Origin of the sequence: Ferruginibacter sp. (genome assembly GCF_049840995.1) — a bacterium.
In the GTDB taxonomy this organism is placed as follows: domain Bacteria; phylum Bacteroidota; class Bacteroidia; order Chitinophagales; family Chitinophagaceae; genus Ferruginibacter.
Map to the genome: position 1 here is coordinate 321,804 of NZ_JASGIP010000003.1, position 24,862 is coordinate 346,665.

Annotated in this window: 25 protein-coding genes; 6 read left to right on the forward strand and 19 right to left on the reverse strand. The window is 41.1% G+C overall.

All coding sequences use genetic code 11. The annotated features are described in order from the left end of the window. Positions 1–45: 45 nt before the first annotated feature. Positions 46–531, reverse strand: a complete 486-nt coding sequence (locus QM738_RS02915; RefSeq protein ID WP_462275185.1) for an RNA polymerase sigma factor — start codon at positions 529–531, stop codon at positions 46–48. Positions 532–720: 189 nt separating this feature from the next. On the opposite strand from QM738_RS02915, the gene QM738_RS02920 reads away from it, so the two are divergent. Then, positions 721–1,623, forward strand: a complete 903-nt coding sequence (locus tag QM738_RS02920) for a hypothetical protein (protein WP_462275186.1) — start codon at positions 721–723, stop codon at positions 1,621–1,623. Between the two features lie 66 nt (positions 1,624–1,689). Further along, positions 1,690–2,877: a glycine C-acetyltransferase gene (gene kbl / locus QM738_RS02925; protein ID WP_462275187.1), complete on the forward strand. Its 1,188-nt coding sequence runs from the start codon at positions 1,690–1,692 to the stop codon at positions 2,875–2,877. A gap of 39 nt (positions 2,878–2,916) precedes the next feature. On the opposite strand, the gene QM738_RS02930 is transcribed toward kbl, so the two are convergent. Continuing rightward, the gene (locus tag QM738_RS02930) at positions 2,917–3,519 is read right to left on the reverse strand and encodes a trimeric intracellular cation channel family protein (RefSeq protein ID WP_462275188.1); all 603 of its coding nucleotides are present in this window, start codon (positions 3,517–3,519) and stop codon (positions 2,917–2,919) included. A gap of 284 nt (positions 3,520–3,803) precedes the next feature. Between QM738_RS02930 and QM738_RS02935 the strand changes: the two genes are divergently transcribed. Together QM738_RS02935 and QM738_RS02940 are read left to right on the forward strand one after the other, a co-directional pair. Continuing rightward, complete coding sequence (locus QM738_RS02935; protein ID WP_462275189.1) at positions 3,804–5,180, forward strand: LutB/LldF family L-lactate oxidation iron-sulfur protein; 1,377 nt, start codon at positions 3,804–3,806, stop codon at positions 5,178–5,180. A 71-nt stretch (positions 5,181–5,251) separates the two neighbouring features. After that, the gene (locus tag QM738_RS02940) at positions 5,252–6,595 is read left to right on the forward strand and encodes a polysaccharide deacetylase family protein (RefSeq protein ID WP_462275190.1); all 1,344 of its coding nucleotides are present in this window, start codon (positions 5,252–5,254) and stop codon (positions 6,593–6,595) included. A 48-nt stretch (positions 6,596–6,643) separates the two neighbouring features. Here the strand turns inward: QM738_RS02940 and QM738_RS02945 are convergent, their stop codons facing one another. The 10 genes from QM738_RS02945 to QM738_RS02990 form a co-directional block, all read right to left on the reverse strand. Next, entirely contained in the window at positions 6,644–7,123 is a 480-nt protein-coding gene (locus QM738_RS02945; protein WP_462275191.1) for a sterol desaturase family protein, read from the reverse strand. Beyond that, a complete protein-coding gene (locus QM738_RS02950) occupies positions 7,123–7,812 on the reverse strand; it encodes a carotenoid biosynthesis protein (protein WP_462275192.1) in 690 nt (229 codons plus the stop codon). Before QM738_RS02950 ends, QM738_RS02945 begins: the two co-directional genes overlap by 1 nt. Beyond that, positions 7,802–9,295, reverse strand: a complete 1,494-nt coding sequence (crtD, locus tag QM738_RS02955; RefSeq protein WP_462275193.1) for a 1-hydroxycarotenoid 3,4-desaturase CrtD — start codon at positions 9,293–9,295, stop codon at positions 7,802–7,804. The genes QM738_RS02950 and crtD overlap by 11 nt, the downstream gene beginning before the upstream one ends. A 45-nt stretch (positions 9,296–9,340) precedes the next feature. Further along, positions 9,341–9,859, reverse strand: coding sequence for an isopentenyl-diphosphate Delta-isomerase (idi, locus tag QM738_RS02960; protein ID WP_462275194.1), 519 nt, complete (start codon positions 9,857–9,859; stop codon positions 9,341–9,343). 27 nt (positions 9,860–9,886) lie between these two features. After that, a complete protein-coding gene (locus QM738_RS02965) occupies positions 9,887–10,723 on the reverse strand; it encodes a phytoene/squalene synthase family protein (RefSeq protein ID WP_462275195.1) in 837 nt (278 codons plus the stop codon). Positions 10,724–10,745: 22 nt separating this feature from the next. Continuing rightward, positions 10,746–12,263, reverse strand: coding sequence for a phytoene desaturase family protein (locus QM738_RS02970; protein ID WP_462275196.1), 1,518 nt, complete (start codon positions 12,261–12,263; stop codon positions 10,746–10,748). A gap of 52 nt (positions 12,264–12,315) precedes the next feature. Continuing rightward, a complete protein-coding gene (locus tag QM738_RS02975) occupies positions 12,316–12,816 on the reverse strand; it encodes an RNA polymerase sigma factor (RefSeq protein ID WP_462275197.1) in 501 nt (166 codons plus the stop codon). 100 nt (positions 12,817–12,916) lie between these two features. Next, on the reverse strand, positions 12,917–13,810 hold the full coding sequence (locus tag QM738_RS02980) for a MerR family transcriptional regulator (protein WP_462275198.1): 894 nt from the start codon (positions 13,808–13,810) through the stop codon (positions 12,917–12,919). A gap of 74 nt (positions 13,811–13,884) precedes the next feature. Next, a complete protein-coding gene (locus QM738_RS02985) occupies positions 13,885–14,541 on the reverse strand; it encodes a sugar transferase (protein ID WP_462275199.1) in 657 nt (218 codons plus the stop codon). A 93-nt stretch (positions 14,542–14,634) separates the two neighbouring features. Beyond that, on the reverse strand, positions 14,635–15,765 hold the full coding sequence (locus tag QM738_RS02990; RefSeq protein ID WP_462275200.1) for a LegC family aminotransferase: 1,131 nt from the start codon (positions 15,763–15,765) through the stop codon (positions 14,635–14,637). A 129-nt stretch (positions 15,766–15,894) separates the two neighbouring features. On the opposite strand from QM738_RS02990, the gene QM738_RS02995 reads away from it, so the two are divergent. Continuing rightward, positions 15,895–16,983, forward strand: coding sequence for a DUF695 domain-containing protein (locus QM738_RS02995; protein ID WP_462275201.1), 1,089 nt, complete (start codon positions 15,895–15,897; stop codon positions 16,981–16,983). A gap of 10 nt (positions 16,984–16,993) precedes the next feature. On the opposite strand, the gene QM738_RS03000 is transcribed toward QM738_RS02995, so the two are convergent. From QM738_RS03000 to QM738_RS03020, 5 genes are all read right to left on the reverse strand, one after another. Continuing rightward, positions 16,994–17,617 (reverse strand): acyltransferase family protein, encoded by a 624-nt coding sequence (locus QM738_RS03000; RefSeq protein ID WP_462276694.1) that lies wholly within the window; start codon positions 17,615–17,617, stop codon positions 16,994–16,996. Beyond that, the gene (locus QM738_RS03005; protein WP_462275202.1) at positions 17,610–18,095 is read right to left on the reverse strand and encodes an acyltransferase family protein; all 486 of its coding nucleotides are present in this window, start codon (positions 18,093–18,095) and stop codon (positions 17,610–17,612) included. The genes QM738_RS03000 and QM738_RS03005 overlap by 8 nt, the downstream gene beginning before the upstream one ends. A gap of 44 nt (positions 18,096–18,139) precedes the next feature. Then, a complete protein-coding gene (locus QM738_RS03010) occupies positions 18,140–19,111 on the reverse strand; it encodes an NAD-dependent epimerase/dehydratase family protein (RefSeq protein WP_462275203.1) in 972 nt (323 codons plus the stop codon). A gap of 79 nt (positions 19,112–19,190) precedes the next feature. Beyond that, a complete protein-coding gene (locus QM738_RS03015; RefSeq protein WP_462275204.1) occupies positions 19,191–19,802 on the reverse strand; it encodes an acetyltransferase in 612 nt (203 codons plus the stop codon). Positions 19,803–19,812: 10 nt separating this feature from the next. Continuing rightward, positions 19,813–20,991, reverse strand: coding sequence for a glycosyltransferase family 4 protein (locus QM738_RS03020; protein WP_462275205.1), 1,179 nt, complete (start codon positions 20,989–20,991; stop codon positions 19,813–19,815). Positions 20,992–21,139: 148 nt separating this feature from the next. Here QM738_RS03020 and QM738_RS03025 point away from each other — a divergent pair, with 148 nt between their 5' ends. Continuing rightward, positions 21,140–22,480 (forward strand): hypothetical protein, encoded by a 1,341-nt coding sequence (locus QM738_RS03025; RefSeq protein WP_462275206.1) that lies wholly within the window; start codon positions 21,140–21,142, stop codon positions 22,478–22,480. 19 nt (positions 22,481–22,499) lie between these two features. Here QM738_RS03025 and QM738_RS03030 read toward each other — a convergent pair whose 3' ends face one another. Both QM738_RS03030 and glf read right to left on the reverse strand, forming a co-directional pair. Then, entirely contained in the window at positions 22,500–23,492 is a 993-nt protein-coding gene (locus tag QM738_RS03030; protein WP_462275207.1) for a glycosyltransferase family 2 protein, read from the reverse strand. 199 nt (positions 23,493–23,691) lie between these two features. Next, the gene (gene glf / locus QM738_RS03035) at positions 23,692–24,849 is read right to left on the reverse strand and encodes a UDP-galactopyranose mutase (RefSeq protein WP_462275208.1); all 1,158 of its coding nucleotides are present in this window, start codon (positions 24,847–24,849) and stop codon (positions 23,692–23,694) included. Positions 24,850–24,862 lie beyond the last annotated feature (13 nt).

The following is a 24,862-nucleotide window of genomic DNA, read 5'->3' on the forward strand; positions in this document are numbered from 1 at the left end:
TCATGGTTGATGGCCTTCTATGAACCATCAACTATGAACTATTAACTAAATAACGTTTTCCACTTTTACAATATACTCCCTTAACTGCAATCTTGCCCGGTGTAAATATACTTTTACCTGGCTTTCGTTCAGGTTAGTGATCTGTCCTATTTCTTCATAGCTGTATCCTTCGTAATCCTTCAGCATTACCAGGCTGCGTTGCAATTCGCTCAGTTTGCCCAGCGCCTCGTTCAGGATACGTTTGGTATCGTGTTTTGGCGCAGCAACTCCCCGGTCGTTCTCGTTGAATTCTTCTTTTAAACTGATCCTTTTGTTCTTCCTGATATGATCGATCATCTGGTTATACGCAACGGTAAAAAGGAAGCTCTTGCTCCTTTCATTGTCCACTGTAGCCCTGTTGACCCACATTTTTTCAAATGCGCCCTGTACCACATCACGGGCATCCTCTTCATGCCTCAAATTTTTGAGGATGAATCGGTACACATTATCTGCATACAGGTTTACACATTCATTGTACTCTCTCTCAGTCATACAAGGTGGTTGGTAAAGTTGGCTTTTGTATGATACGAAGGTCAGTAATAAAATGTTACAGAGGAAGCAGAAAAAATTTAAAAGGGGAATTTGTACAGCAAGAGGCAGGGTTTTTACCTCAATCAGTTAGTTTTGGGCAAATTATTTAGGATGCGGGCATTCATATACATGTTTTTTATAATATTTATTTTGAGCATTGGTTTTGTCCAGAATTTAAAAGCGCAGCAATACAATGCCTATCAATTTGTAGAACCTAATATCGCCATCTCTTATGACAGCAATTATTTTAAGTTGGGTGAACGGTACAGCAACTCATTTTATAAAACAGAAGCTTATGATTTTACTTTAAAAAATGATAAGACCTCCAAAACAAGGATACATATAAAACCTGAAACAAATAATGGTCAGTATATTACCGAGGCCATGCTGGATAGTTTAATGCAAGCCGGGACGAAAGATTTTAAAAATGTAAAAAGCAAAGATTTCTCAATTTTAAGTTATGATACAGCCCCATCAAAAATTAATGGCTTTTTATGTATGGGAGTTATTTTAATAGATAAGAATAAAAAACTCGCAATATCAACAATAACCTGCAATCACATATCGCCAAATGATATGACCACGCTAACTTATACTTCAAGAGGTAACTCCTCGCTGAAAAATGACTATTTGATATTAACTAAATTTCTTGCGGGCTTTATTTCCTATTCTCCTCAGCAAATTGCTACCCATGACTCATTAGTAAAAGCAGGTTTTGAAATATCAGTTACGCAAACTCAAAAGCAACATACAGACACTACTAAATCGGTAAAAAGCGGAATGACAGAATATCATATTGAAAATTATAATTACGAGGCCCTTATAAAAGTTAAATCCCTTTCTGTATCAGCTTATAAGGTTAAAGAAGTAAGAGTAAAATTAAAGACATTGAACGGGTACCAGGTTTTCGATCTGTCAAAAAATGGGGATGCGACCATCACTTATTATGATGCCGACAAAGGGTTGATATCAGGCAGCGGTGAGGTAATAGTTACAAACTTATTAGATAAAGATGTGGCGATACCTTTTACATTTTCTTACACCAATGAATAAGCTGGATAATACCAGTTCCCGGCTCAGTTCTTTTCCCCTAAATTTGCCCTTACTAAACTACTGCATATGAATCAGAATTTTGTACAACGTATTGCTGCCGAGCTTGCCGAAATTGAGAGCGCCGGTCTGTATAAAAAAGAACGCATTATTGCCAGCGAGCAGGGTGCCGAAATAATTGTAGGCGGTAAGACCGTTTTGAATTTTTGCGCCAATAATTACCTGGGCCTGTCCAGCCATCCCAAAGTGCTGGCCGCGGCCAAAAAATACATCGATCTGCGGGGATATGGTATGAGCAGCGTGCGCTTTATCTGCGGTACGCAGGACATTCATAAAGAACTGGAAAAAAAGATCGCCGATTTTTTAGGCACAGAAGACACCATTTTATACGCCGCCGCTTTTGATGCCAATGGCGGTGTGTTTGAACCTTTGTTTGGCGAACAGGATGCCATCATCAGCGATGCGCTGAACCATGCCAGCATTATTGATGGTGTGCGTTTGTGCAAGGCACAACGATTCCGCTACGAACATAATAATATGGATGACCTGGAAGCAAAACTAAAAGAGACCGCTTCTTTACGCAGTCGGATCATTGTTACCGATGGCAGTTTCAGCATGGATGGCACCATCGCCCAATTAGATAAAATTTGTGACCTGGCAGATAAATACGATGCCATTGTAATGATCGACGAATGTCACTCTTCCGGTTTTCTTGGTAAAACAGGCAGGGGTACGCATGAATACAGGAACGTGATGGGCCGTATTGACATCATTACCGGTACATTGGGCAAGGCCCTCGGTGGCGCCAGTGGCGGTTTTACATCAGGCAAAAAAGAGATCATTGAAATGTTGCGCCAGCGCAGCCGTCCTTATTTATTCAGCAATACGGTTGCACCCAGCATTGTGGGCGCCAGTATTGCCGTACTGGATATGCTGAGCGAAACAACTGAACTGAGAGATAAACTCGAATTCAATACCAAATATTTCCGCAATAAAATGACCGCTGCCGGTTTCGACATCAAACCCGGCGATCATCCGATCGTTCCCATTATGTTGTACGATGCAGTGGTGGCACAAAATTTTGCTGCTAAATTATTGGAGCAAGGTATTTATGTGATCGGCTTTTTCTTTCCGGTGGTGGCGAAGGGCCAGGCAAGGATCAGGGTGCAATTGAGCGCCGCACACGAACAACGGCATTTAGATAAAGCCATTGAAGCATTTACAAAGGTGGGGAAGGAACTGGGGGTGATAAAATAAATTAAAAGGCAGAATTTAAGTTCTGCCTTTTTTAATATTTTAAATTTCCGGCAGCATCAATCGTTTTCTTTTAGAATAGATACGAAGCGCCACCACGATGATCACGCAGAGAAAAAGGTTCAGGTCCTTGGTATCAAAAAAACGGCTGATCAAAAGATATACGGCGCCGCCAATAGCGCAGGCCGTTGCATACAATTCTCCCCGCTTTAATAAATTAGGCACCGCATTGCAGAGTATGTCTGCTATAAGACCGCCGAATGTAGCAGTAATAACACCCATGATGAGTGCATAGGTCTCATTCAGGTCGTTCAGCAATGCTACTTTGATACCTGTGGCAGTAAAAAGCCCCAGGCCGATGGCATCGGTAAAAAAGATGAACTTATTAAAGTTGCGCAGGTTTTGTTTAAGAAAGAAAGTGAACACCGTTCCGGAAAAAACCAATGCCAATGCCAGGTTATCATTCACCCAGTTCACCGGTCGTACGCCGATTAAGATATCTCTTAAAGTTCCTCCACCATAAGCTGTAACAAAGGCCAGCACGATGCCGCCAAACACATCCATTTTATAGGCACGTGCTTTTAGAGCGCCGGTAATGGCAAAAATAAAGATACCGGTATAGCTGATGATCTGCAGAAAACTCATATAGTATAGCGACTTGCAACAAAGTTATAAAAGCCCGGTTGAATGGCGAATATATAAATGGCGAATATCGAATGTTATTTTTTACGCAACAACATTTACACATTCGATATTCGCACATTCGACATTCACACATCCGACATTTTTAAGGTTTATCCAAACCCACAATACTTTATCTTTGCTGTAGTAAAAGATGATAAGTATTACCGCTGTTGAATCGGGTCCCGCTTTGAGAGGGGACGATGAAGATGAATAGAAATGCAGCAGCTGGTCTCAAAAAAATAAATATGTCAGAAACATCGAGCACATTCATAGCTAAAAGCAAGATAAAGGCGGCCGACCTGGAGCACCGCCGTAAGATCAATTTTAATATTGGCCGCTACAATGCTGTGGTACCTAAGGGCAAGGAACAATTTGCGGATGTACACCTGGTAAGAGAGCGGGCCAAGAATATTAAATGGCGTGCCATTGAAACACTCGATCAGCAGCTGGAAGAATTTGAAATGAATTTTACCAAACGCGGCGGTAAAGTGATATGGGCTGAAAATACTGAGCAAGCCATTGAAGAGATATTGAAGATCTGCAAAGAAAAAAACTGCAAAACTTTGGTAAAGAGCAAGAGCATGGTTACCGAAGAAATTCATTTGAACAAGGCTTTGCAGGCAAATGGTATTGATAGTGTGGAGACCGACCTGGGGGAATATATTCAGCAACTGGATGATGAACCGCCTTACCATATTGTAACGCCGGCCATGCATAAGAGCAAGGAAGATGTTGCCAAACTATTTAATCAAAAACTGGGCACACCGCTCAACTATACGCCACAGCAGCTTACTTTAAAAGCCAGGGAAATTTTGCGGGAAAAATATGTTACTGCCGAAGTGGGTGTTACCGGTGCCAATTTTATCATCAGTGATATTGGCGGTATTGCCGTTACAGAAAATGAAGGCAATGCAAGGCTGAGCTGTGCTTTTCCGAAAACACATATTGCCATTGTTGGTATTGAAAAAATGATCCCTTCCATTACTGACCTGGGATTGTTCTGGCCACTGCTTTCTACATTTGGTACGGGGCAAAAAGTTACGGTGTACAATACTATTGTTACCGGCCCCCGCCAGGAAGGTGAAGTGGATGGACCGGAAGAAATGTATGTGATACTATTAGATAATGGCCGCACTAATATTTTAAAGAATCCCAAACAAAGAGAAAGTTTATACTGTATCCGTTGCGGCGCCTGTTTAAACGCCTGCCCGGTATATAAAAATATCGGCGGCCATGCCTATGGTGTTACTTACAGCGGCCCTATCGGCAGCGTTATTACGCCCAACCTGCAAAGCATGGCGGATTATAAGCACCTGAGCTATGCTTCTTCACTTTGTGGCAACTGCACCGAAGTATGTGCGGTGAAAATAAATTTGCATGAATTGCTTTTAGAGAACCGCAAGGAAAGTGTGGAAGAAGGGCTTGCTCCCTTCAGCGAAAAAATGGCCTGGAAAATGTGGAAGATCGCATCGCTCAAAAGAGGTTTTATGAACTTAGGCAATGGTAAACTAAAGAACAAAGTGGTGAATGGCCTTTTCAAAGGCTGGAAAGAAAACCGTAGTGACCTGGATTTCAGCCAGAAAACGTTCAATGAAATGTGGAAGGAACGATATAAGAAATAACAATTAATAATGAGTAATTAAAAATTAATAATTAGTTCCACTTGCTGGAACTTTTTTATTTTGTGTAACCAATGGTTTTAATTTATTCCCATATCACTTCTCAACGTTTGCAGTATACCTGCAATTTTATTTTTAAAGAATTGCTGGGTATAGATTTTTCTATAACAATAGATTCGGAAGAGTTTAAAAACTATGAAGGCATTTGCATTAACTATTCCGGCAATAAAATAAAAGAACAGGAAATAAGGATACAAAATGTTTCCTTACTATTTGAAGAAGGCATACAGGCACAAAATATCTCCTGTTTTAACATAAACGATCATAAGGCATTTTTTAAAACCGAAGGCGCCGATAATCCCTTTGACATTTTTGCTGCCAGTTTTTATCTCATCAGCCGCTACGAAGAATATTTACCGCATACAAAAGACATGTATGGCAGGTATGCGCATGAAAATTCACTGGCTTTTAAAGAAGGATTTTTAGAAATGCCGTTGGTTAATATTTGGGTACAGGCATTTGCGTTGGGATTGAAGAAGAAATTTTCAATGTTCAATCCTCAATATTCAACTTTCAGGTTTTTACCAACTTATGATATTGATATTGCCTATAGTTATAAGTACAAGGGATTGATAAGAAATGTAGGTGGTTTTTTAAAGTCCTTTTCTTTAGAAAGATTAAAGGTTTTGCTGGGTTTGCAAAAAGATCCGTTTGACAGTTACAGCTGGTTGCACCAATTACACCAGCAATACAAATTGCACCCTGTTTACTTTTTTTTAGTGGCGGAAAAAAATGCGTTGTATGATAAAAATATTTTACCGCATAAAGAAGTGATGTGGCAACTGGTAAAGCAACATTCAAAAAAATATACCGTGGGTATTCATCCAAGCTGGCAGAGCGGTGATGATGTTGCGTTGCTGCATGCGGAGATGGAATTGCTGGGGGAGATGGTTCAGGCCGCTAAAAGCGTTCCGACCCAAAGCGGAGAAATGGTTCAGGCCGCTGAAAGCGTCCCGACCCGGAGCAGGCAGCATTATATTCGTTTTAATTTGCCAGAAGGCTACCGGAGATTAATTGATGCCGGTATTACCGACGACTACAGCATGGGATATGGCAGCATCAATGGTTTCAGGGCATCGGTGGCCAGTTCTTTTTTTTGGTACAATCTGCAAAAGGAAGAACAGACTGAATTACGCATTCATCCTTTTTGCTTTATGGATGCCAATGCTTTTTACGAACAAAAACTTACCGCTGCACAGGCTTATGAAGAGCTGATGCATTACTATACTGCCTGCAAACAAGTAAACGGCACTTTAAGCACCATCTGGCACAATAATTTCTTAGGCACCGATAAAATGTTTAAAGGATGGAAAGAGGTATATGAAAAATTTGTAGAAAAAGTGAGTGGTAAATTGTGAGTGGTGAATCCGGGTGCCCGTTACTTTGTACTTTACACTTTGTACTCATCACTTTGTACTTTGTACTTTCTTATCCGCCTTTACTTTATTCCAGTATTTTTTTGCCACCAGCAACATGCCAAAGCTTTCTCCATCATGTTTATCTAAATGTTTATGGTGCATTTTGTGCGCCCAGCGGATGGTTTTTACATAGGTATTATTGCTGCGGGTAAACCATTTAAAGCGCTGGTGTATGATCACTTCATGCACAATAAAATAAGCAAGGCCATAAAGTGCAATACCAAAACCAATGGCTGCCACCCAGTATACCTTATTTTGCAGGCCCAGCATAATACACAGCCAACTGGGTATAGCAAAGATCAAAAAGAAAGCATCATTTTTTTCAAATACATGGCCTGTAGGTTTATGATGATCTTCGTGTAAATACCAAAGAAAGCCGTGCATCACAAACCGGTGCGTTAGCCAGGTGATCCCTTCCATTAAAGCGAAAGTGAGCAGTATAATGAATATGAAAAGAAACCAGTTCATCAGTCAGTTAAAAATGTTCTTAACAATAAAAAAAACATCACCTGTATCATTAACAAATGTACTGCGAATTTGTTTCGCTTATGGAATGCTGAAAAATGGAACAGCAGCATCAATAACATACTTACAATAAACCAGCACAGGTAATTATAAAAAGGTATCTCGCCTTCCCATTTCCAGTAACCAAGTTGTACAGCAGCGGGCTCCATCAACCAGTCGAACAATACAGCCAGCGTGGCGCCATCTACAATTACCGACAGCATTTTTAATTTTAAAGGTGGCGTTGCCGTTTCAGCTGCCAGTTTATCAATGGCTTTTGTTAACAATGTATTGATGCTGATACCACAACAGTAAATAATAATGAACCAGTTGATGCCGATCACCAGTGGCACATTCCTGTACTGGTAGCCCAGTACTTTTCCATAGCTGTACGATCCAAACAACAGCTTTGTATTCACACCGATCATTTCTACTACAATGCCGATAGCCGCTGTTAATAATAAAAATATCCAGAAAGCTGCATTCTTGTTTTGCTGTGTCCATAGCAACAATACAAACATCAGCAAAAGATTGATGACGGTGGATTGCAGAATAAGATCGCTCTTAAAAAACACAATGCCCACAAATCCCACGCAGTGAAATAACACTGCTATTGCTGTAGCAACCTGGTACCTGGAAATTTTAGTGGCCACGTTTTTGTTTTTTAATTAGATCACTCACAATTGCTGCGCTCTTTAAACACAAAGGTATGCCACCACCGGGATGCACACTACCACCGCAGCAATACAAATTTTTTATACCGCTGAAATTCGGATGCCTTAAAAAGGCCGCCAGCTTTGAATTGGAACTGGTTCCGTACAACGACCCCTGGAACGAGGCGGTCTTTTGTTCAATTATAGCGGGGTCCAATATCTCTTCCGTTTCAATTACTGCTTCTATATCGGTTTGCAGCATACGGTTCAGTTTTTCAATTACCTGTTGGCGGGCCTGTTGCTGTGGTAATCCAACATCCTGGCCGGTATTGGCCGGCGCATTGATCATCACAAACCAGTTTTCTTTGCCCGCTGGTGCATGTGCAGGTTCCATCTTAGCTGTGATATTAATATAGATGGTGGGATCGCTGTACAATTGCTTTTTTTCGAAAAGATGATCAAATTCTTCTTTGTAATTTTTACTAAAGAAAATATTATGCAGCTCCAGTTCTTTGAATTGTTTTTTTATACCCCAGTAAAAAACCAGCGCACTGCTGCTTCGCTCCTGTTTTAAAATATCTTTTGCTTTCGCCTGGTCGTTCAGCAGGTTTTTATAAGTAAAATAAACATCCATGTTACTCACAACAATATCCGCTTCCTGGTTCTCATTATCCACCACCACACCTTTCACTTTTCCTTCGGTATAAATGATATTTTGCACCACACTGTTAAAATGAAACTGTACCCCCTTTTTAATGGCCAGGCTATACAATGCATTGGTAATACTGATCATGCCGCCGGCAGGGTAAAACACGCCTTGCCCATATTCCAGGTGTGGTATTAAACTCAACATACCCGGCGCTTTATAAGGATTGCTGCCATTATACGTAGCATAGCGGTTGAACAATTGTACTGCTTCTTCTGATGCAAATTTTGAAGTATTGTGCTGGTGCAGGGTATTAAAAAGATACCCGTATTTTACTGCTCCCAGCGTTTTGATGATCTTTTTATTGAACCAGGTGCTTCTTTTATGCAGGGAATGATCTAAAAATATTGTTCCGATCTTTTCATACAATTCTTTTGATCGTTGCAGGTAGCCTGTTACTGCTTCGGCAGGCTCATTTAGTTGTGCAGCCATTTCTTCCGCAAAGTTTGCAGCGTCAGTAAAAGCATTCACCACTTTTCCATTCTCATAAAAATACTTACAGGCAATAGCTACAGGTTGGTAATGAAAATGATCGGCAATGGGTTCTTCAGCTAATTCAAACAGAGCTTCTATATTGGCAGGCTGTGTAAATAAGGATGGGCCGGCATCAAAATGAAATCCATCTTTTTCAAAAGCAGTTAACTTGCCACCGGGCCGGTCATTTTTTTCATACACATGTACTTCACAACCTTGTACTGCCAACCGTATTGCAGTGGCCATACCCGCCACTCCTGCTCCGATGATAATAACTTTTTCATTATGTGTGGCGGCGGTCATTCGGTGTAAGGCGGGTTATTAATTGTTACAGGTTTTGAAAATGCTTTATTGCTGCTTTGCAAGATAAGCTTCCAGTTTTGGTAAAGCAATTTTAAACCAGGCCGTATACTGTTCAGGATATTGTTTCACGACAGCTTCTACCTGTTCCATGCTTTTAAAGCAAAAACCGGCCACTTCTTCTTTATCGGGTATAACCGGGCCGTCATATTTACCAACAAATACATGATCATATTCATATTCAGTCAACCCATTCTCAAATGCGGCTTTATAAATAAATTCAAATGCTTTTGTAAGTGCGGTGGTAAAACCCATTTCTTCCTGTAATCTTTTCTCTGCGGCTACCTGTGTATCCTGGCCCTGGTAAGGATGGCTGCAGCAGGCATTGGTCCACAAGCCGGCGCTGTGATATTTTTCGTGTGCCCGTTGCTGTAATAGCATTTCTCCTTTACTGTTAAAAATAAAAACGCTGAAGGCACGGTGCAGCAAAGCCTTTTCGTGTGCCTCCATCTTTTCGGCAGTACCCAATGCTGTATCCTGCTCGTCAACTAATATTAACCTGTTCAAATTATCGGGACTTTTTGAGGTACGAAATTATAAAATATTAAATTGGGTTCTGATACCCGCTTTGGCTAAAATAAATGCTTTTGAGTAATTGGGTATGCGGATGCGCTGCTCCAGTATTTTGGCGGGCTGCACTTTTTTTATCTTTCTGAACAGTGACAGGTAGTATTTATAAGCCACATACACGCCAAATCTTGCTTTTACCGGCAATTGCAAAATGCCCTGGTATGCTTTTGCAAAATCTTCGGCAATTTCTTTTTCTATCTGCAGCTTCATGGCTGTTGTAAAATTCTTAAAATCCATATTGGGAAAATAAGTCCGGTTCAGCTGCTGGTAGTCTGCTTTTACATCCCGTAAAAAATTCACTTTCTGGAATGCGGCGCCCAATGATTGTGCCGCCGGTTTCAATTGTTCGTACAGCTGCCGGTCGCCTTCACAAAAAACGTAGAGGCACATCAGGCCCACCACTTCAGCGCTGCCATAGATATAAGCCGCATAGCCTTCCGCATCATAGGCAGCTTTGCTCAGATCCCATTCCATGCTTTTAAAAAAAGCATCCACTAAATTTCTTTCAATTTTATAGGCATTAACCGTTAATTGGAAACTATGCAGCACAGGGTTCAGGCTGATGCCCCTGTCAATAGCATGATAAGTTTCTGTTTTGAATTCTGCCAGTAATTGTTGTTTATCAAAATTGTGAAAAGTATCCACTATCTCATCCGCAAAACGAACAAAACCATAAATATTATAGATAGGTTTGCGCAGGTCTTTATGCAACAGCTTTATGGCGCTGCTGAAAGAGGTGCTGTAGGTTTCTGTAGTTACCTTACTGCATTGCTGACTGGTGCTATGAAAAAGTTGCATCATACGGTTGCGCTGCCAATATTTTTTATTTATTCAACTGTTTTATCACTTCTTTTGCCACCACTTCGCCACTTATCAAACTGGGCGGTACGCCCGGGCCCGGCACTGTTAACTGGCCGGTATAAAAAAGATTCTTTACTTTTTTGCTCTTGCAGGAAGGCTTTAAAACTGCCGTCTGCATCAGCGTATTCGCCAGTCCGTAAGCATTGCCCTTAAACGAATTATAATCATCTACGAAGTTGCTTACAGAATAGGATTTTTTATACACGATATTTTCCCTTATCTCCTGCCCTGTTCTTTTTTCAAACCGGGTAATGATCTGTTCAAAATAACGGTCTCTCAATGCTTCTGTATCGCCCTGCAGCCCTGCTGCCACGGGTATCAAAAAAAATAAATTTTCCTTGCCCTCCGGTGCCACCGTATTATCGGTTACCGATGTAATGCTTACATAAAATAATGGATCGGCCGGCCATTGCGGCGTTGTATAGATCTCTTTGCCATGCACTTCAAAATCGGTGTCAAAAAAAAGAGCATGATGCGATACGTTATCCAGCTTTTTATCCAAACCAATGTAATATAATAAACAAGATGGCGCCATCAATCTTTTGTTCCAGTATTCTTCGCTATAAGTTTGGTATTCGTTCGACAGTAACGCTTTTTCAATGAAATGATAATCTGCGGCGCCTACTACTGCATCTGTTTTAAAGGTTACGGGTTGCGGGTTATGGGTTGCGGGTTGATCAGTTTTGGTATTTAGTTGCTGTGCGGTTACACTGATAGCTTTTTTATCTTGAATATTTATTGCTGTTGCGTTGCAATCAAAGTGGAACTGCACGCCCAGTTCTGTTGCAAGGCTGTACATGGCTTCCACAATCTTATACATACCGCCCTGCGGATACCAGGTACCGAGTTTTATATCGGCATAATTCATCAGGCTGTACAGGGCAGGCGTATGCTGCGGCAAAGCCCCCAGGAACAGTACGGGAAATTCCATTAGCTGCTGCAGCATGGCATGTTTAAAGTATTTACCAATGTGCTTTTTCATATTGGTGAACACATCCAGTTTAAATACGCCTTTTATTACATCCGCATCAAGAAATTCCGTAACAGATCGGCCTGGCTTATGCACCAGTTTATTGATGCCCACATTGTATTTATATTCCGCTTCTGCCAAAAACCTGTCCAGCTGTGCGGCACTACCTGGTTCAATGCTTTCAAATAACTTTTTCAGTTCGTCATAACGGGCTGGGATATGCGTTATTTCATCGGGCCAGTAAACGGTATAAGAGGGATCCAGCCTTTGCAGGTGGTAATAATCAAAAGTGTTTTTTCCAAAGCAATTAAAAAAGCGATCGAATACTTCGGGCATCCAGTACCAGCTGGGGCCCATATCAAAACTAAAACCCTGTTCCTTCAACTGCCTTGCCCGGCCACCGGGTGTGGATTGTTTTTCCAGCACCGTTACTTCGTAACCGGCATTTGCTAAAAAACAGGCACACGATAAACCAGCAAAGCCGCTTCCTATAATCACTATCTTTTTCAAGAACTAAATTTAGGAATATTGAAATTTAAAACGGGATAAACTATTGCCCATTTTAAAACCTGGTAAGCTGCTCCTTCAATAATTTACGTGCAAAGTGTATGCGGCTTTTGATAGTACCCAATGGTTCTTTCAGCATAGCCGAAATTTCGTTGTACTTATAGCCATCAAAATACAGCATAAAAGGATTGCGGAATATATCGGGCAGTTTATACACGGCCTGCATGATCTCCTTCATCTTTAAATTACTTTCGGCAGTATTGGCAACAGCCAGTTGATTGCTGTTGAGCAAAAACTCGTTGATACTGCTGTCAAGCACTGTTTGTTGCTTTGCCTTGCGCCGGTAATCGTTGATGAAGATATTGCGCATGATGGTGTACAACCATGCCTTGATGTTGGTGCCGGTATTGTATTTTTCTTTGTTGGCCAGTGCCCTGAACATTGTTTCCTGTAGAAGATCTTTGGCCCTTTCGCTGTCTTTGGTGAGGCTTATCGCAAAAGGCTTCAGGTATTCGGAATTATTAATGATCACCTGGCTGAATTCTATGGTGGACATTTTGTTTAATAATTAATACATAAAGTTAAACAGTGTTTTTAGAAAAACCCAATTTTTTTGCAAGGTTTTACAAGTGGTTAACAGCTCTTTTAAGCGGGAACTAGAAGGTATTTTTGGAAAAACCGGCCACAAAGTCCATGGCTTCGGCAAAAGATGTCTTGAAGTTAAAGGGTGGCTGTATCTTTTTTTGATAGGTGCAGGTCAATTTGCCGGATAGTATCACCGGTATATGGGCAAAGCGGCTGGTAATGTTCACCAAAAACCGGTCGAAATTAAAATTCTGGCCCACCGTGGTCAGGTGAGAATAGAGGTAATCGGGCTTTTTTAATTTTACCACGTATTCCAGGTCTTTCATGGGTACGCTGCAGCCGAGGTACACGGTAGTAACGCCCCTGCTTTTTAAAAGGTAATCCATGAACAACAGGCCGAGTTCGTGATATTCACCTTCTGGTAAGAACAGCAATACGGTCTTATTTACTTTCAGAGAGGTAACAATGCCATCAATGCCCACCAGCAGTTTGCGTCGTATCACATTGCTAACCAGGTGTTCCTGCGCCGGGTTAATATGATTGGTGAGCCATAAAATGCCGATCCTTTCTAAAAAAGGGAAGATGATCTGTACAATGGCTTTTTCTATGCCTTTTGCCTGGATGTATTTGTCCAATACCATTTCCAGCTTTTCAATATCTATATCTACCATGCTCTGTATCAACTCGTTAATGATACGTTCCTGCAGGGCCTCCAGCTGGCTGAGCGAGAGGATGCGTTCCTTGATCTCACCCTCATTCATCTTATCGATATGGGAAATTTTATAGCCGTATTTATTCAACAGGGATACATTGAGTATCATTTTCAACTCTTCCGAACTGTAATAACGGATATTGGTTCCTGTCCGCTCGGGTTTAATGAACGAATAGCGCTGCTCCCAGATACGGATAGTGTGGGCCTTGATGCCCGTCAAATTTTCGAGGTCTTTTATGGTAAATGAATTCATAACAAACACTTACATTTTGCATTACAAACAAAAAAAGGATTTGTTTAATGAATTGCCAAAAAAAGTAAACAAAATTAAAAATTCCTTTGCGGCAGGTCTTTGAACACCTTGTTAACCAGCTTGGTTTGAGGGGAAACGATGGACCAGGCGGTCAAAAAAATGATCATAAAATCGGTGTACAGCGAGGCGTGCTGCTGGTACCACATTTCCAGCTGGCCTTTGTAGGGATATATCTGTGCATACATGGCCTTGGGGTCGGCGGCATCGGATACTATTTTTTCTTCATCGCGGAATATCAGCGAGCCGATACCCGTCATGCCCGGCTTGCAATTGTATATTTTATTGCGGATCTCTTCGGGATATAATTTTACGCTTACTTCCATCAATGGCCTTGGCCCTACCAGGCTCATATCGCCTTTAAACACATTGATGATCTGCGGCAACTCGTTGATCTTGGTGATGCGTAATATCTTGCCGAACCTGGTTACCCTCGGGTCATTGCGCAAAGTAATTTCTCCTGTGCCTATATTCGGACTGTTCTTCAACATGGTGGCAAACTTCCAGATATCAAACATCTTATTCTTATAGCCCACCCTCCGCTGAAAATAAAAAACTTCGTGCTCGCCGGTGAATAATAAAATGATGATGGATGGTACCAGTAATGGCGAAAGCAAAATCATTGCAATAGTGGCCAGTATGATATCGATGAGGCGCTTGGTGAATTTATACATTAGTAATGGTTGAAGGTTGAAAGTTGAAAGTTCAAAGCCCAATGAAAAGTATCCTCATTTTCAACTTTGAACTTTTAACTTTTAACTATTAACTTAATAACATTCTTTTATTTTATCCGTCACAGATTTTAATTGTTCGTCGGTGATGTAAGTGCTGCAGGGAATACTTAAACAATGCTGGTAAACAAAGTTGGAGCGATCGGTATGATTGAAATAAATATCATCCTTAAACATCCGGAGCTGGTTCATCGGCACCCAGAACGGGCGGCTCTGCATTTTATTATCGTTGAGTATTTTTAATACATCTCTTTGCTTTTCTGTCATGATAGTAGGCAACCACCAGTTGGGTTTTACATCATCACTTACCTGCTGAAATTTAATATCGCCAATACCGCTTAATTCTTTTTTATAAAAATCAATGATCTCGTATTTACGTTTTATAAAGCCGGGCAATTGTTCCATCTGCGCCACGCCCATTGCTGCTGCAACATTCACCAGGCGGTAGTTGTAGCCTATTTCGTCATGTATATATTCAAAGGGATCGCTTTTGGCCTGTGTGGTAAGGTGCTTTGCTTTTTTTGCCAGCGCTTCATCATCCGTAACAATCATACCGCCACCACCTGTGGTGATGATCTTATTACCATTGTAACTGAAAGTGCCCATCAACCCAAAGCTGCCGGCATGTTTACCTTTGTAATAGCTGCCCAGCGCTTCGGTGCTGTCTTCAATTACGGTAAGGTTATGTTTTTTTGCAAGGGCCAGCAAACGGTCCATATCGCAGATATTCCCCAGTACATGCACGGGCATTATCACCGGTATTCTTCTGCCATTTTTTTTATAATGACAAACGCCGTTGCGTTGTTCTGTTTCGTTGGTTAAAAATTCTTCCAGCAGGTCAAGGTCCATTTGCCAGCTGTTTACATCGGTATCTATAAAAATAGGATCGGCGCCGGTGTATTTAATAGAATTGCAGGTTGCAATAAAAGTGATGTTGGGTGTAATTACATAGTCATCGCTGTTAACACCCATCATCACCAGGCAAATATGTAATGCGGTGGTACCACTGCTGGTGGCCACTGCATATTTGGTGCCCGCAAATTCGGCGCTCATTTTTTCAAATTGGTCCACATAAGCCCCCACGCTGCTAACCCAGCCGGTGGTAATGCATTCGGTAACATATTTCAATTCGTTGCCCGCCATATTGGGGCCGCTGAGTAATAACATTTTCTTTGGGTTTAAAATTTAAAAATGCACGGCGAAGTTAGTAAAAAGAGAAGTTAGTTTTAGCTGACCTGTTTTACATTTTATACCGCTATCTTTAGTCACTAAAACGTTCAAAACAGTTGTATTTGTATGAGTTTTTTGAAAAAAATATTTGGATCCGGTAATAAGCAACCTGTAATTAATACACCGGGTGAATTTTGGGATTGGTTTATAAAAGAAGAAAAAAGCATCTTCAATGCTGTAAAAAACCAGCAAAATGCGATGGCCAGCCTGGATAAAGTAATTGCAAACCTGCAGCAGCTGAATCCCGGCCTATTTGCGTTGCTGGGCATGTATGATGATGCAACGGCAGAACTGATCATTACGCCCGATGGTGATGTAAAGAATATTGTTTTTGCAGAAGACATTGCAAAGGCCGCCCCACAAATGGCCGGGTGGAAGATTACGGCATTAAAACCTGCTGTACCCATTGCTGATATGTCCATTGATATGTATGATATGGAGTTCAGTAGTGAGAAGATCAGTTTTTTTGCTGTGAATGATGCCGCAACACCCGATGAAATAGAGATACATATTGTTCATAAGGATTATAAAAAAGACTTCCATAAGGAAATTGCCTCGGGCTCGCTCATTTACCTGGACAACCTGATCGGCGAGATACTTTTAGCAACCCTGGTAGATGATATTTATTTTGATGCACCGGATGAAGTGACGGAAGAACTGATACCCATAAAGAAATTAAAGGATTACCTGGTATGGAGAGAAAAGGAATTTGTAGAGAAATATGAATATACCCGTTATGAAAGTACCAGCGATGAATTGGCCATTATGGAAGCCAAAGATAAAAATGACCTGCCCATTATTGCCACTGTAGACCAGGAGCTGCTTGCATGGGATGCGAAGGCTTCTCATCCGTGGATACTGAATATCGACATTGCTTATAAAGGCAGCGCCACCGGCATGCCCGATGAAAAAACGTTGCAAGTGATGTATGAATTTGAAGACCGCCTTGCAGAAAAACTTACTGCCGCCAATGGTTATCTTTTCCTGGGAAGAGAAACGTATAATAACGAACGAACCACTTATTTTGCCTGTAAAGAATTCCGTGAATGCTCCCGGATCGCTCACCGGCTTATAAAAGAGCAGGGCAACAAACTGCAATTATCCTATTCTATTTATAAGGATAAATACTGGAAAACAATGAACCGCTATAGTTAACGAAAGACTTTTATTTCCGCAATTTTTTAAGATACTTGATGGATGGCTTTTCCATGATACTATACAGTGGTATGGTAACCAGTACGGCTATCAATACGCCGGAGTAATAAGGCAGGCGGCTGTAAAAAACCAGTTTGCCTGTGTAAAGGGTGAGCAGGGTATATACCAGCAAAAGAATGCTGAGGTGATTTAAGTAAAGACTGTAACTGATATCTCCCAGCTTCATCAGCCATTTATTTTTTTGGCGGACATAATGCAGTACGTAATCAAAAATAAAAAAGGCGGCCACCAGGGTAACCATATCCGAACATTTTTCGGAGATCATTTTATTGGAAAGATTGACTGCTACAAATAATCCCGCCAGTATGATAGCGTAGAATATTTTGTTTTTAATTACGGCGCCGGTGGAGTGGTTGAAAAAATAATCGTACAACAATAACCCTGCTAAAAAGAATACCTGGTAATAAAAGATCTCATTCTTGGTTACGATAAATAATACGGCAAAAATTACAGCCAATGCAATGGCAGCATATTTATTCAGCTTATTGTACAGGGGAAACAGCAGGTAAAATATCAACTCATGCCCCAATGACCAGTAGGCATAATTGAAACCGGCAAATTCTCCCTTATCTATAAAAAAGAATCGTTTTTACAACCTGTGTAAAAGAAAGATTATTGTAAGCATCGCTTAGCCGGGTATTGTATTCCCTGAAATTGCTGTAGATATTGGGATTGATATACCGTACACAAATTACCAGCACGGCGATAGACAATACGAGTGAACATAAAAACGGCCAGTAGATCCTTATCAGCCTGAGCTTATAAAAATTACCCCAGCTGTAATGATGGCTGGAAAAAGAATGTTTGATAACAAAGGCTGACAAAATAAAAAACACCACCACGCATTCCTTACCGCAGGAGGAAAGCATATCCAGCCCAAACAAAATGTAATCTAAAATGCCATGCAGCCCCATTTCTTTTTTATAGATAGTACCGCCCACCCAAAAAACAAATTTTGCATGGAACACCACCACTAAAAAAGCTGCCAAACCCCGAACAATATGCAGGTATTTAATATTGGGTAATATTAATTTCTGTTCGGGATTTGGCATGATAAGGTTTATAACTGCTGCAAAGTTTATTGCAGTAAACAGCTTTATATATTCCTGTACTTAGGACCGTAAGCATCCTGTATGATGCCGGTCTTCATCAAAGTGTATATCTCTTTTACGCCATCGGGCACCGTTTTGGTAATGGTAAAGCCCAGTTCGTTTTTAATTTTATCAAAGTTCACACGGTAGTCTCTCGGGTCTTCATTCATTTCCACGTAGTTTACCGTTACGTTAGGCACCACTTTGCACACTTCTTCAATGATCATTCCTTTGTTATAATTCTCTTCGGTGCTGCCTACGTTGAATACGTTGGATTTTACTTTTGCTTCAGGACTTTCCAGTACCAATACCACGGCTCTTGCCAGGTCATCCACATGGCAGTAAGGCCTCCAGAATTGTGCACCCCATATTTCCTGCACACCTTTTTCGGCAGCATTGCGGGTAAATTCATTTACAGTAAGATCGAAACGTATGCGGGGAGAAAAACCATACACGGTACTAAAACGCAATGCAGTGCTGCACATTTTAGTATCTTTTCTATCGTGCATGATATAATTTTCAAACTTTACTTTCAGTTCGGCATAAAGGCTTACCGGGTTCAGTTCTGATGTTTCGGTAACGAAAGAATCCGGGTCGGGCATTTTACCATAGTTGCTGCAGGTGCTGGCAAATACAAAACGTTTGATGCCTGCTTTTTCAGCTGCTTCAAATAAAGCCACGCTTCCATCCCAGTTGGTGCTATTAGCATCATCGCTGAATTTTTTGCAGGCAGGATCGCCTACAATTGCAGCCAGGTGGGCAATGGCATCAACACCATCAATGGCTTTTTTTACATCCGCTTCATTTCTTACATCACCTTTCAAAAATTCAAAATTGGGGTTCAGCATTACATCATACAATGCATCACCACCAAAATTCAGATTATCCAGGGCACGTACACTATACCCTTTGCTCAATAACTGGCGAACTAAAACAGAGCCAATATATCCGGCTCCGCCTGTAACTAAAACTTTCATAAGTAAATGTATTTTTTTGCGAGGCAAAGGTAAGTATTACAATTGCAGATTGCAGTCTAAAAACGACAAACCTGTGTTTTTATTTTGTTTGTGCCGGAACACCCACTACGGTCACATTATCAGGTATATCTTTCAGTACCACCGAGCCGGCCCCTATCATTACATTATTGCCAATGGTAACGCCCTGTTTTATTACAGCATTGGCACCCACAAAGCTATTGCTGCCCACTTTTACATTGCCGCATAAAACCGCACCCGGTGCAATATGTGCAAAATTGCCCACCACGCATTCGTGTTCAATAATACTGCCGGTGTTGCAGATGGCGCCGGTACCGATCATTGCCAGTGGATTGATGACTGCCCTTGCAGCGATCATCACGCCGTTTGCCGCAATGGTGGCCGATGGATCTATTACAGCAGATGGGTGAATGGCATTGGCTGGTAACAATTGCTGCATCTCCAATGAGTGGTATATCTTTTCTCTAATTTTATTATCGCCAATGGCAATAAAAAAGCCCTCTTGCTTAAATGCCGCAACGGCTGTATCGCTGCTTTCCCTGCCCAGGTATGCCAGTGAAAAGGGGTTGTTTTGTTTTTCTTCATTATCGCAGTAACCGGTTACTTTTTTGCCTGCGGCAGAAAATATACCGTACACAACAAAAGCATGTCCTGAGTAACCGATCAATATCATTACTGTATAATTAGTGGTTTAAATTTAGCAACGATTTATATGCCGAAAGAATATTTTGCCACATATTTTCCCGCTGGTAATTATTTACGATCTGCTGGTGCAGGCTATCTGCCATACTTTGCATTTTACCGGGATCATTCAGTGCGAATGTTGCCAGTTCTTTCATTTGTGTTTCGTTGGCCGTATCAAATATCAACCCTGTTTGCTGATGTGTTACAATATCCACGTTGCCCGCAATGCGGCTGCAGATGATGGGTAACTGCATGGCGCCTGCCTGTAACAACACATTGGGGAAACCTTCGCGGTGAGAAGGAAAAATAAAATAATTGGCCGTAGCCATAAAATATTCCACCTGCTGTGTCCATCGTATGTGCAGGATGTTGCTGTTGTTCTTTACCTGTTCCATGGTTGCGGCAGGCAACGGGTCCAGTTCTTCTTCGTAATCACCCACCAGCACCAGCCTTAAAGCAGGATTGTTTTGCTGCAGTGATAAAAAAACATTCACGAGTTCCACAATGCCCTTATCGGCCACCAGCCTGCCGATACAAAGCAGGTAAGTATTTTGCGGATCGTAGCCAATGCTGGCTTTTACTTCCTGCAATATATTCTGCTGCAGTACAGCCCTGTTAAAACGATTGGTATTGATACCATTGGTTGAGCCCTTGCCAATAACATGCAGTTTTTCAGGAGCAGTAAATTTATGGTCCACAATGTATTGGTACAACGAATTGCTGTTGGGCCATACCTGCTTTGCGGCACTGTAAGTCAATTTTTCTATGAATTTCAACAGGCTGAGTTTAGCTCCTTTTTCCACCATCAACGGCATACCCGCAACGGTGTGTATCCTTATTTTTACACCGCTTATTTTAGCGGCCAGCATGCCCAGCAGCCCTGCCTTGGGCGTATGACTGTGTACAATATCAGGCTTTTCTTTGCGAAAGATCTTTATTAGTTGCCAGAGGCATTTAAGGTCCTGCAGCGGCGTTATCTTTCTCGTCATGGGCACTATGATATGCCTGCATTGTTCGTTTTGGATCACCTCCTGCAATTCGGGACCGTCGGCGCTTATCATGATCACTTCAAAACCATTCTGCTGCATGAACTGCATCTGGCCCGGCAATAAATACCGCAATGCCATTGGGACTGTGGTAATGCGGATGAGTTTTTTATGAGTGGTATTTTCCTTCAATGGTTTTATTAAAGCAATGAATGTTTATTTAATTAATCTCAAAAATAAAGGCATATTATTGAAAGAAAAATTAGAATTTAAGATAAATTTGAACCTGTAACAACGCAACTATTTCTGTTAACCCGGCTTTTTAATAAACCTCATCTTCATGGGCATCTTTGAACTCGCTTTATATCCTTTTTACGTTGCGTTCTTTTATTTCGTCTTTAAAGCTGCCAGAAAAAAATATGACGATGATATATTAAAATATTATCACCGCCAGGGTTTCTGGATAAAAACACTGGTGGTATTGATATTTGCGCTTTTTAACTGGAAGTTATCCAAAGGAGATTCATTTGTATTATACCAGACAGAGGGCAAGAATATCTATGATATGATCCTCAAGAATACTTCCAATATCAAGTGGCTGCTGATGCCCGGCCATGATTTTGATGAATCATTATTAAGAGATCCCTGGAATAAAGGATACCTGATGGGCGAGGCCAATTTTATGGTGGTGCGGTTTGTAACGGTGATCTCCTTTTTTACGCTGGGAAAATACCTGCTTACCAACCTCGTTTTTTCTTTACTGGCCTTTACCGGCGCCTGGAAGCTGTTCCTGTTCTTTTATGAACAATACCCGCACTTACACCGCAAGTTTGCTATTGCAATTTTATACCTGCCTACATTCGTGTTCTGGAGCTCGGGTATTTTAAAAGACAGTATTTGTGTGGCTGCCATCGGGTGGATCACGTACTCGCTTTACCAGATATTCATCAGGCGATCGGAGGTACTAAAAAGTGTATTGCTGATACTATTGTTTGGTTACCTGTTGTGGATCATTAAACCTTATATCCTTATCTCTTATGTACCTTTCTTTATGCTGTACCTTATTTTAAAGAACGTAAGTTTTTTAAACAACAGGGCAGTAAAACTGGTGCTGGCGCCTGTACTCATTATTGGTTGCGTGGTGGCTTTTTCGCAGATCATGACCAACCTGCAGGAAGAAATGGGGCAGTATGCCATGGGCAGCATTACCAAAAATGTAAAGAACATGAATGAGGCTTATGAGAACCAGAACAGTGAAAATACCTCCATGTTCTCTTACGGAACAGAGTTTGATGGTAGTGTAACCGGTCTCGTTAAAATGGCGCCGGTCTTTATAGGTACCACTTTTTTCCGGCCTTTTTTATGGGAATCGAGAAAGGTCTCCACGCTTCTGTCTTCTTTTGAAGGTATGGCGTTGATGTATTTTACCATTATGATATTTTTTAAGGCGGGTATCAAAACGGTTTTTCAAACCCTTACCAAAAATCCGCTGGCAATGTATTGCTTCCTGTTCTCAATGATATTTGCTTTATTCGTTGGTGCTACCACGCTCAATTTCGGCAGCTTATGCCGGTACAAAATTCCCTGTATGCCCTTCTTTGTGATCGCTATTTTTTTAATTGAAGATGCCGCCAGGATAAAAAAAGAAAGCCTGCTTAATACTAAGCAGGCAGATGTGTAGTTTCCAGAGGTCAATGAGGTTAGCGGGTCTGTAGTCTTTTCACCATTGCTGATGGAGTGAAAAGCATGGCCCATATATTTTTTACAGACTGAGCAAAATTGCTGTTAAAGCTGTTCTCAGATTTTAATTTTAATTTTTCCAGTATCAAAGAAGGTGTTGCGTTAAAGTTGTTTACAAAAGCATCTGTTGCCGGCCAGAAAATAAAGGACAGTTTTTTTAATTTATTTGTTTTTTGATAAAATAGCACCACGCCTGCTAATGCAGCCAGGAAGCAACAGTAATTTACAAAAACCAATGCTTTGTTGTTGAATTTTGCCTTGTGAATGTGCAGGCGGTTGCGGATATAGAAATACATTTTCCAGGCTGATTTATAATCCCAATCCTGCTTGAATGAAAATGTAGCCGCAGGGTGATAATGAATACTGTCTGCAATGGTGCACACAGGTATATTATTTCTTTTCACGATCCTGTAGTAATATTCGGTCTCATCGCCCCACAAAAAGAATTTTGCTTTAGGCACGCCCACTCTCTCTACTATACGGCGGTTAATGAAAGTACCATTGAACGGGTGTCCAATGCCTTCAATGATATTGCCCTGTACTTCATCCAGCGATTTATGGCCGCCGGTATTCCATACAAAAGATCTTTTATCGTCTTTATTGATCACAGCGCAGTTCAGCAACTTAAGATCGTTGCATTCCACTGCCAGTAATTTTTCCAATGCATCTTCTTTAGGTGCACCATCATCATCCATACACCATATCCATTCATAGCCCTTCCTGTAGCCTGCTTCTATTGCAGTGCTGAAGCCACCGGCGCCGCCTAAATTTTTTTGATTGATCACCAGCAGATCGGGCTGTTGGGCCAGCCATTGCTCGGTGTTATCGGTACTGCCATTGTTCACAATTAAAATGGCATCGGGTTTACGGGTTTGATTACGTAAAGCAGTTATACATTCTGACAACAAAGCCACCCGGTTGTAAGTCACAACCACAGCTATTACCTTTTCCATAGGTGGAAATTTTGGTTTTTAATAGATTTGGACAAGGTTATAACGGGGCATAAAATCGATTATTGCACCACCGTTAAAAAAAATATAATTCGCTGATTTGCAACAGTTTTTATACGAAAAAACAGGACAAAAAATTAGTTATTTTACTACGTATTTATACGTTGTAAACCGACCTTTAAAGGAGCTATTAAAGGAGTTATCAGTTCTCTGTGTTGGGGAAAACAGGAGGCCTGGTTCCGGCCAAACCCGCTTGTATAAAGGCTTTGGAAAAATCGAGCGCTTCGCCTATCACATGGTGCATATCCATATAGCGGTAAGTGGCCAGGCGGCCGAGGAAAGATATTTTTTCTGTGCTACCGGCAGCTTCGCGATACTGCAGCAGCATGGTCTTATCCTGCTGTAATCTTTTGGGATAATAGGGGATATCTTGTTCAGTGGTTTCTTTACTGAATTCTTTAAAATAAACGGTCTTATCGTGTTGCTCCCAAGGGGTGAAATGTTTGTGTTCGTGTACCCTTGTATAAGGCACATTATCATCACAATAATTTATTACTGCATTGCCCTGGTGGTCGCCATCGGCAGTATGTTTTTCAAAAGTAACGGTACGGTAACCCAGTTTTCCAAATTGATAATTGAAGAAGGCATCAATAGGACCCGTATAAAAAATATGATCGTATTGCTGTAACAGCTCCTCGCTAAAATGAAATTTTTTATTCAATGTTACCGTGATCTTTGGATGATCGAGTAATTTTTCCACCAGTTCGGTATAACCATTTACGGGTATACCCTGGTAAGGATTGTTATAATAATTATCATCGTAGTTAAACCGTACGGGTAAACGCTTTAAAATAGAAGCAGGTAATTCTGAAGGTTCGCAGCCCCATTGCTTTTTTGTATAGCCGTAAAAAAAAGCTTTATAAAGATCTTTGCCTATGAATTTCATGGCCTGCTCTTCAAAAGATTGCGGTTCGTCAATGGTTTTATCTGCCTGTTCATTGATAAAATCTTTTGCTTCTGCAGGGTTAAATGATTTATTGAAGAATTGGTTAATGGTATGCAGGTTAACAGGCAGCGAGTAAATATTGCCTTTGTATTTTGCCTTTACCCTGTTAATAAAAGGTTTGAACTCCACAATGCTGTTCACAAAATCCCATATCTCTTTTTTATCGGTATTAAAAATATGTGGTCCATACTGGTGTATCATCACACCTGTTTCCTCATCTCTTTTAGTATGGCAGTTGCCGGCAATATGATCCCGTTCGTCCCAGATATCAATCACGCAATCAATATTTTTACTCAGTTGATTGGCCAGTACGGCTCCTGAAAATCCTGCGCCTGCTATTAAATATTTTTTCATCGATGAGGTTGTT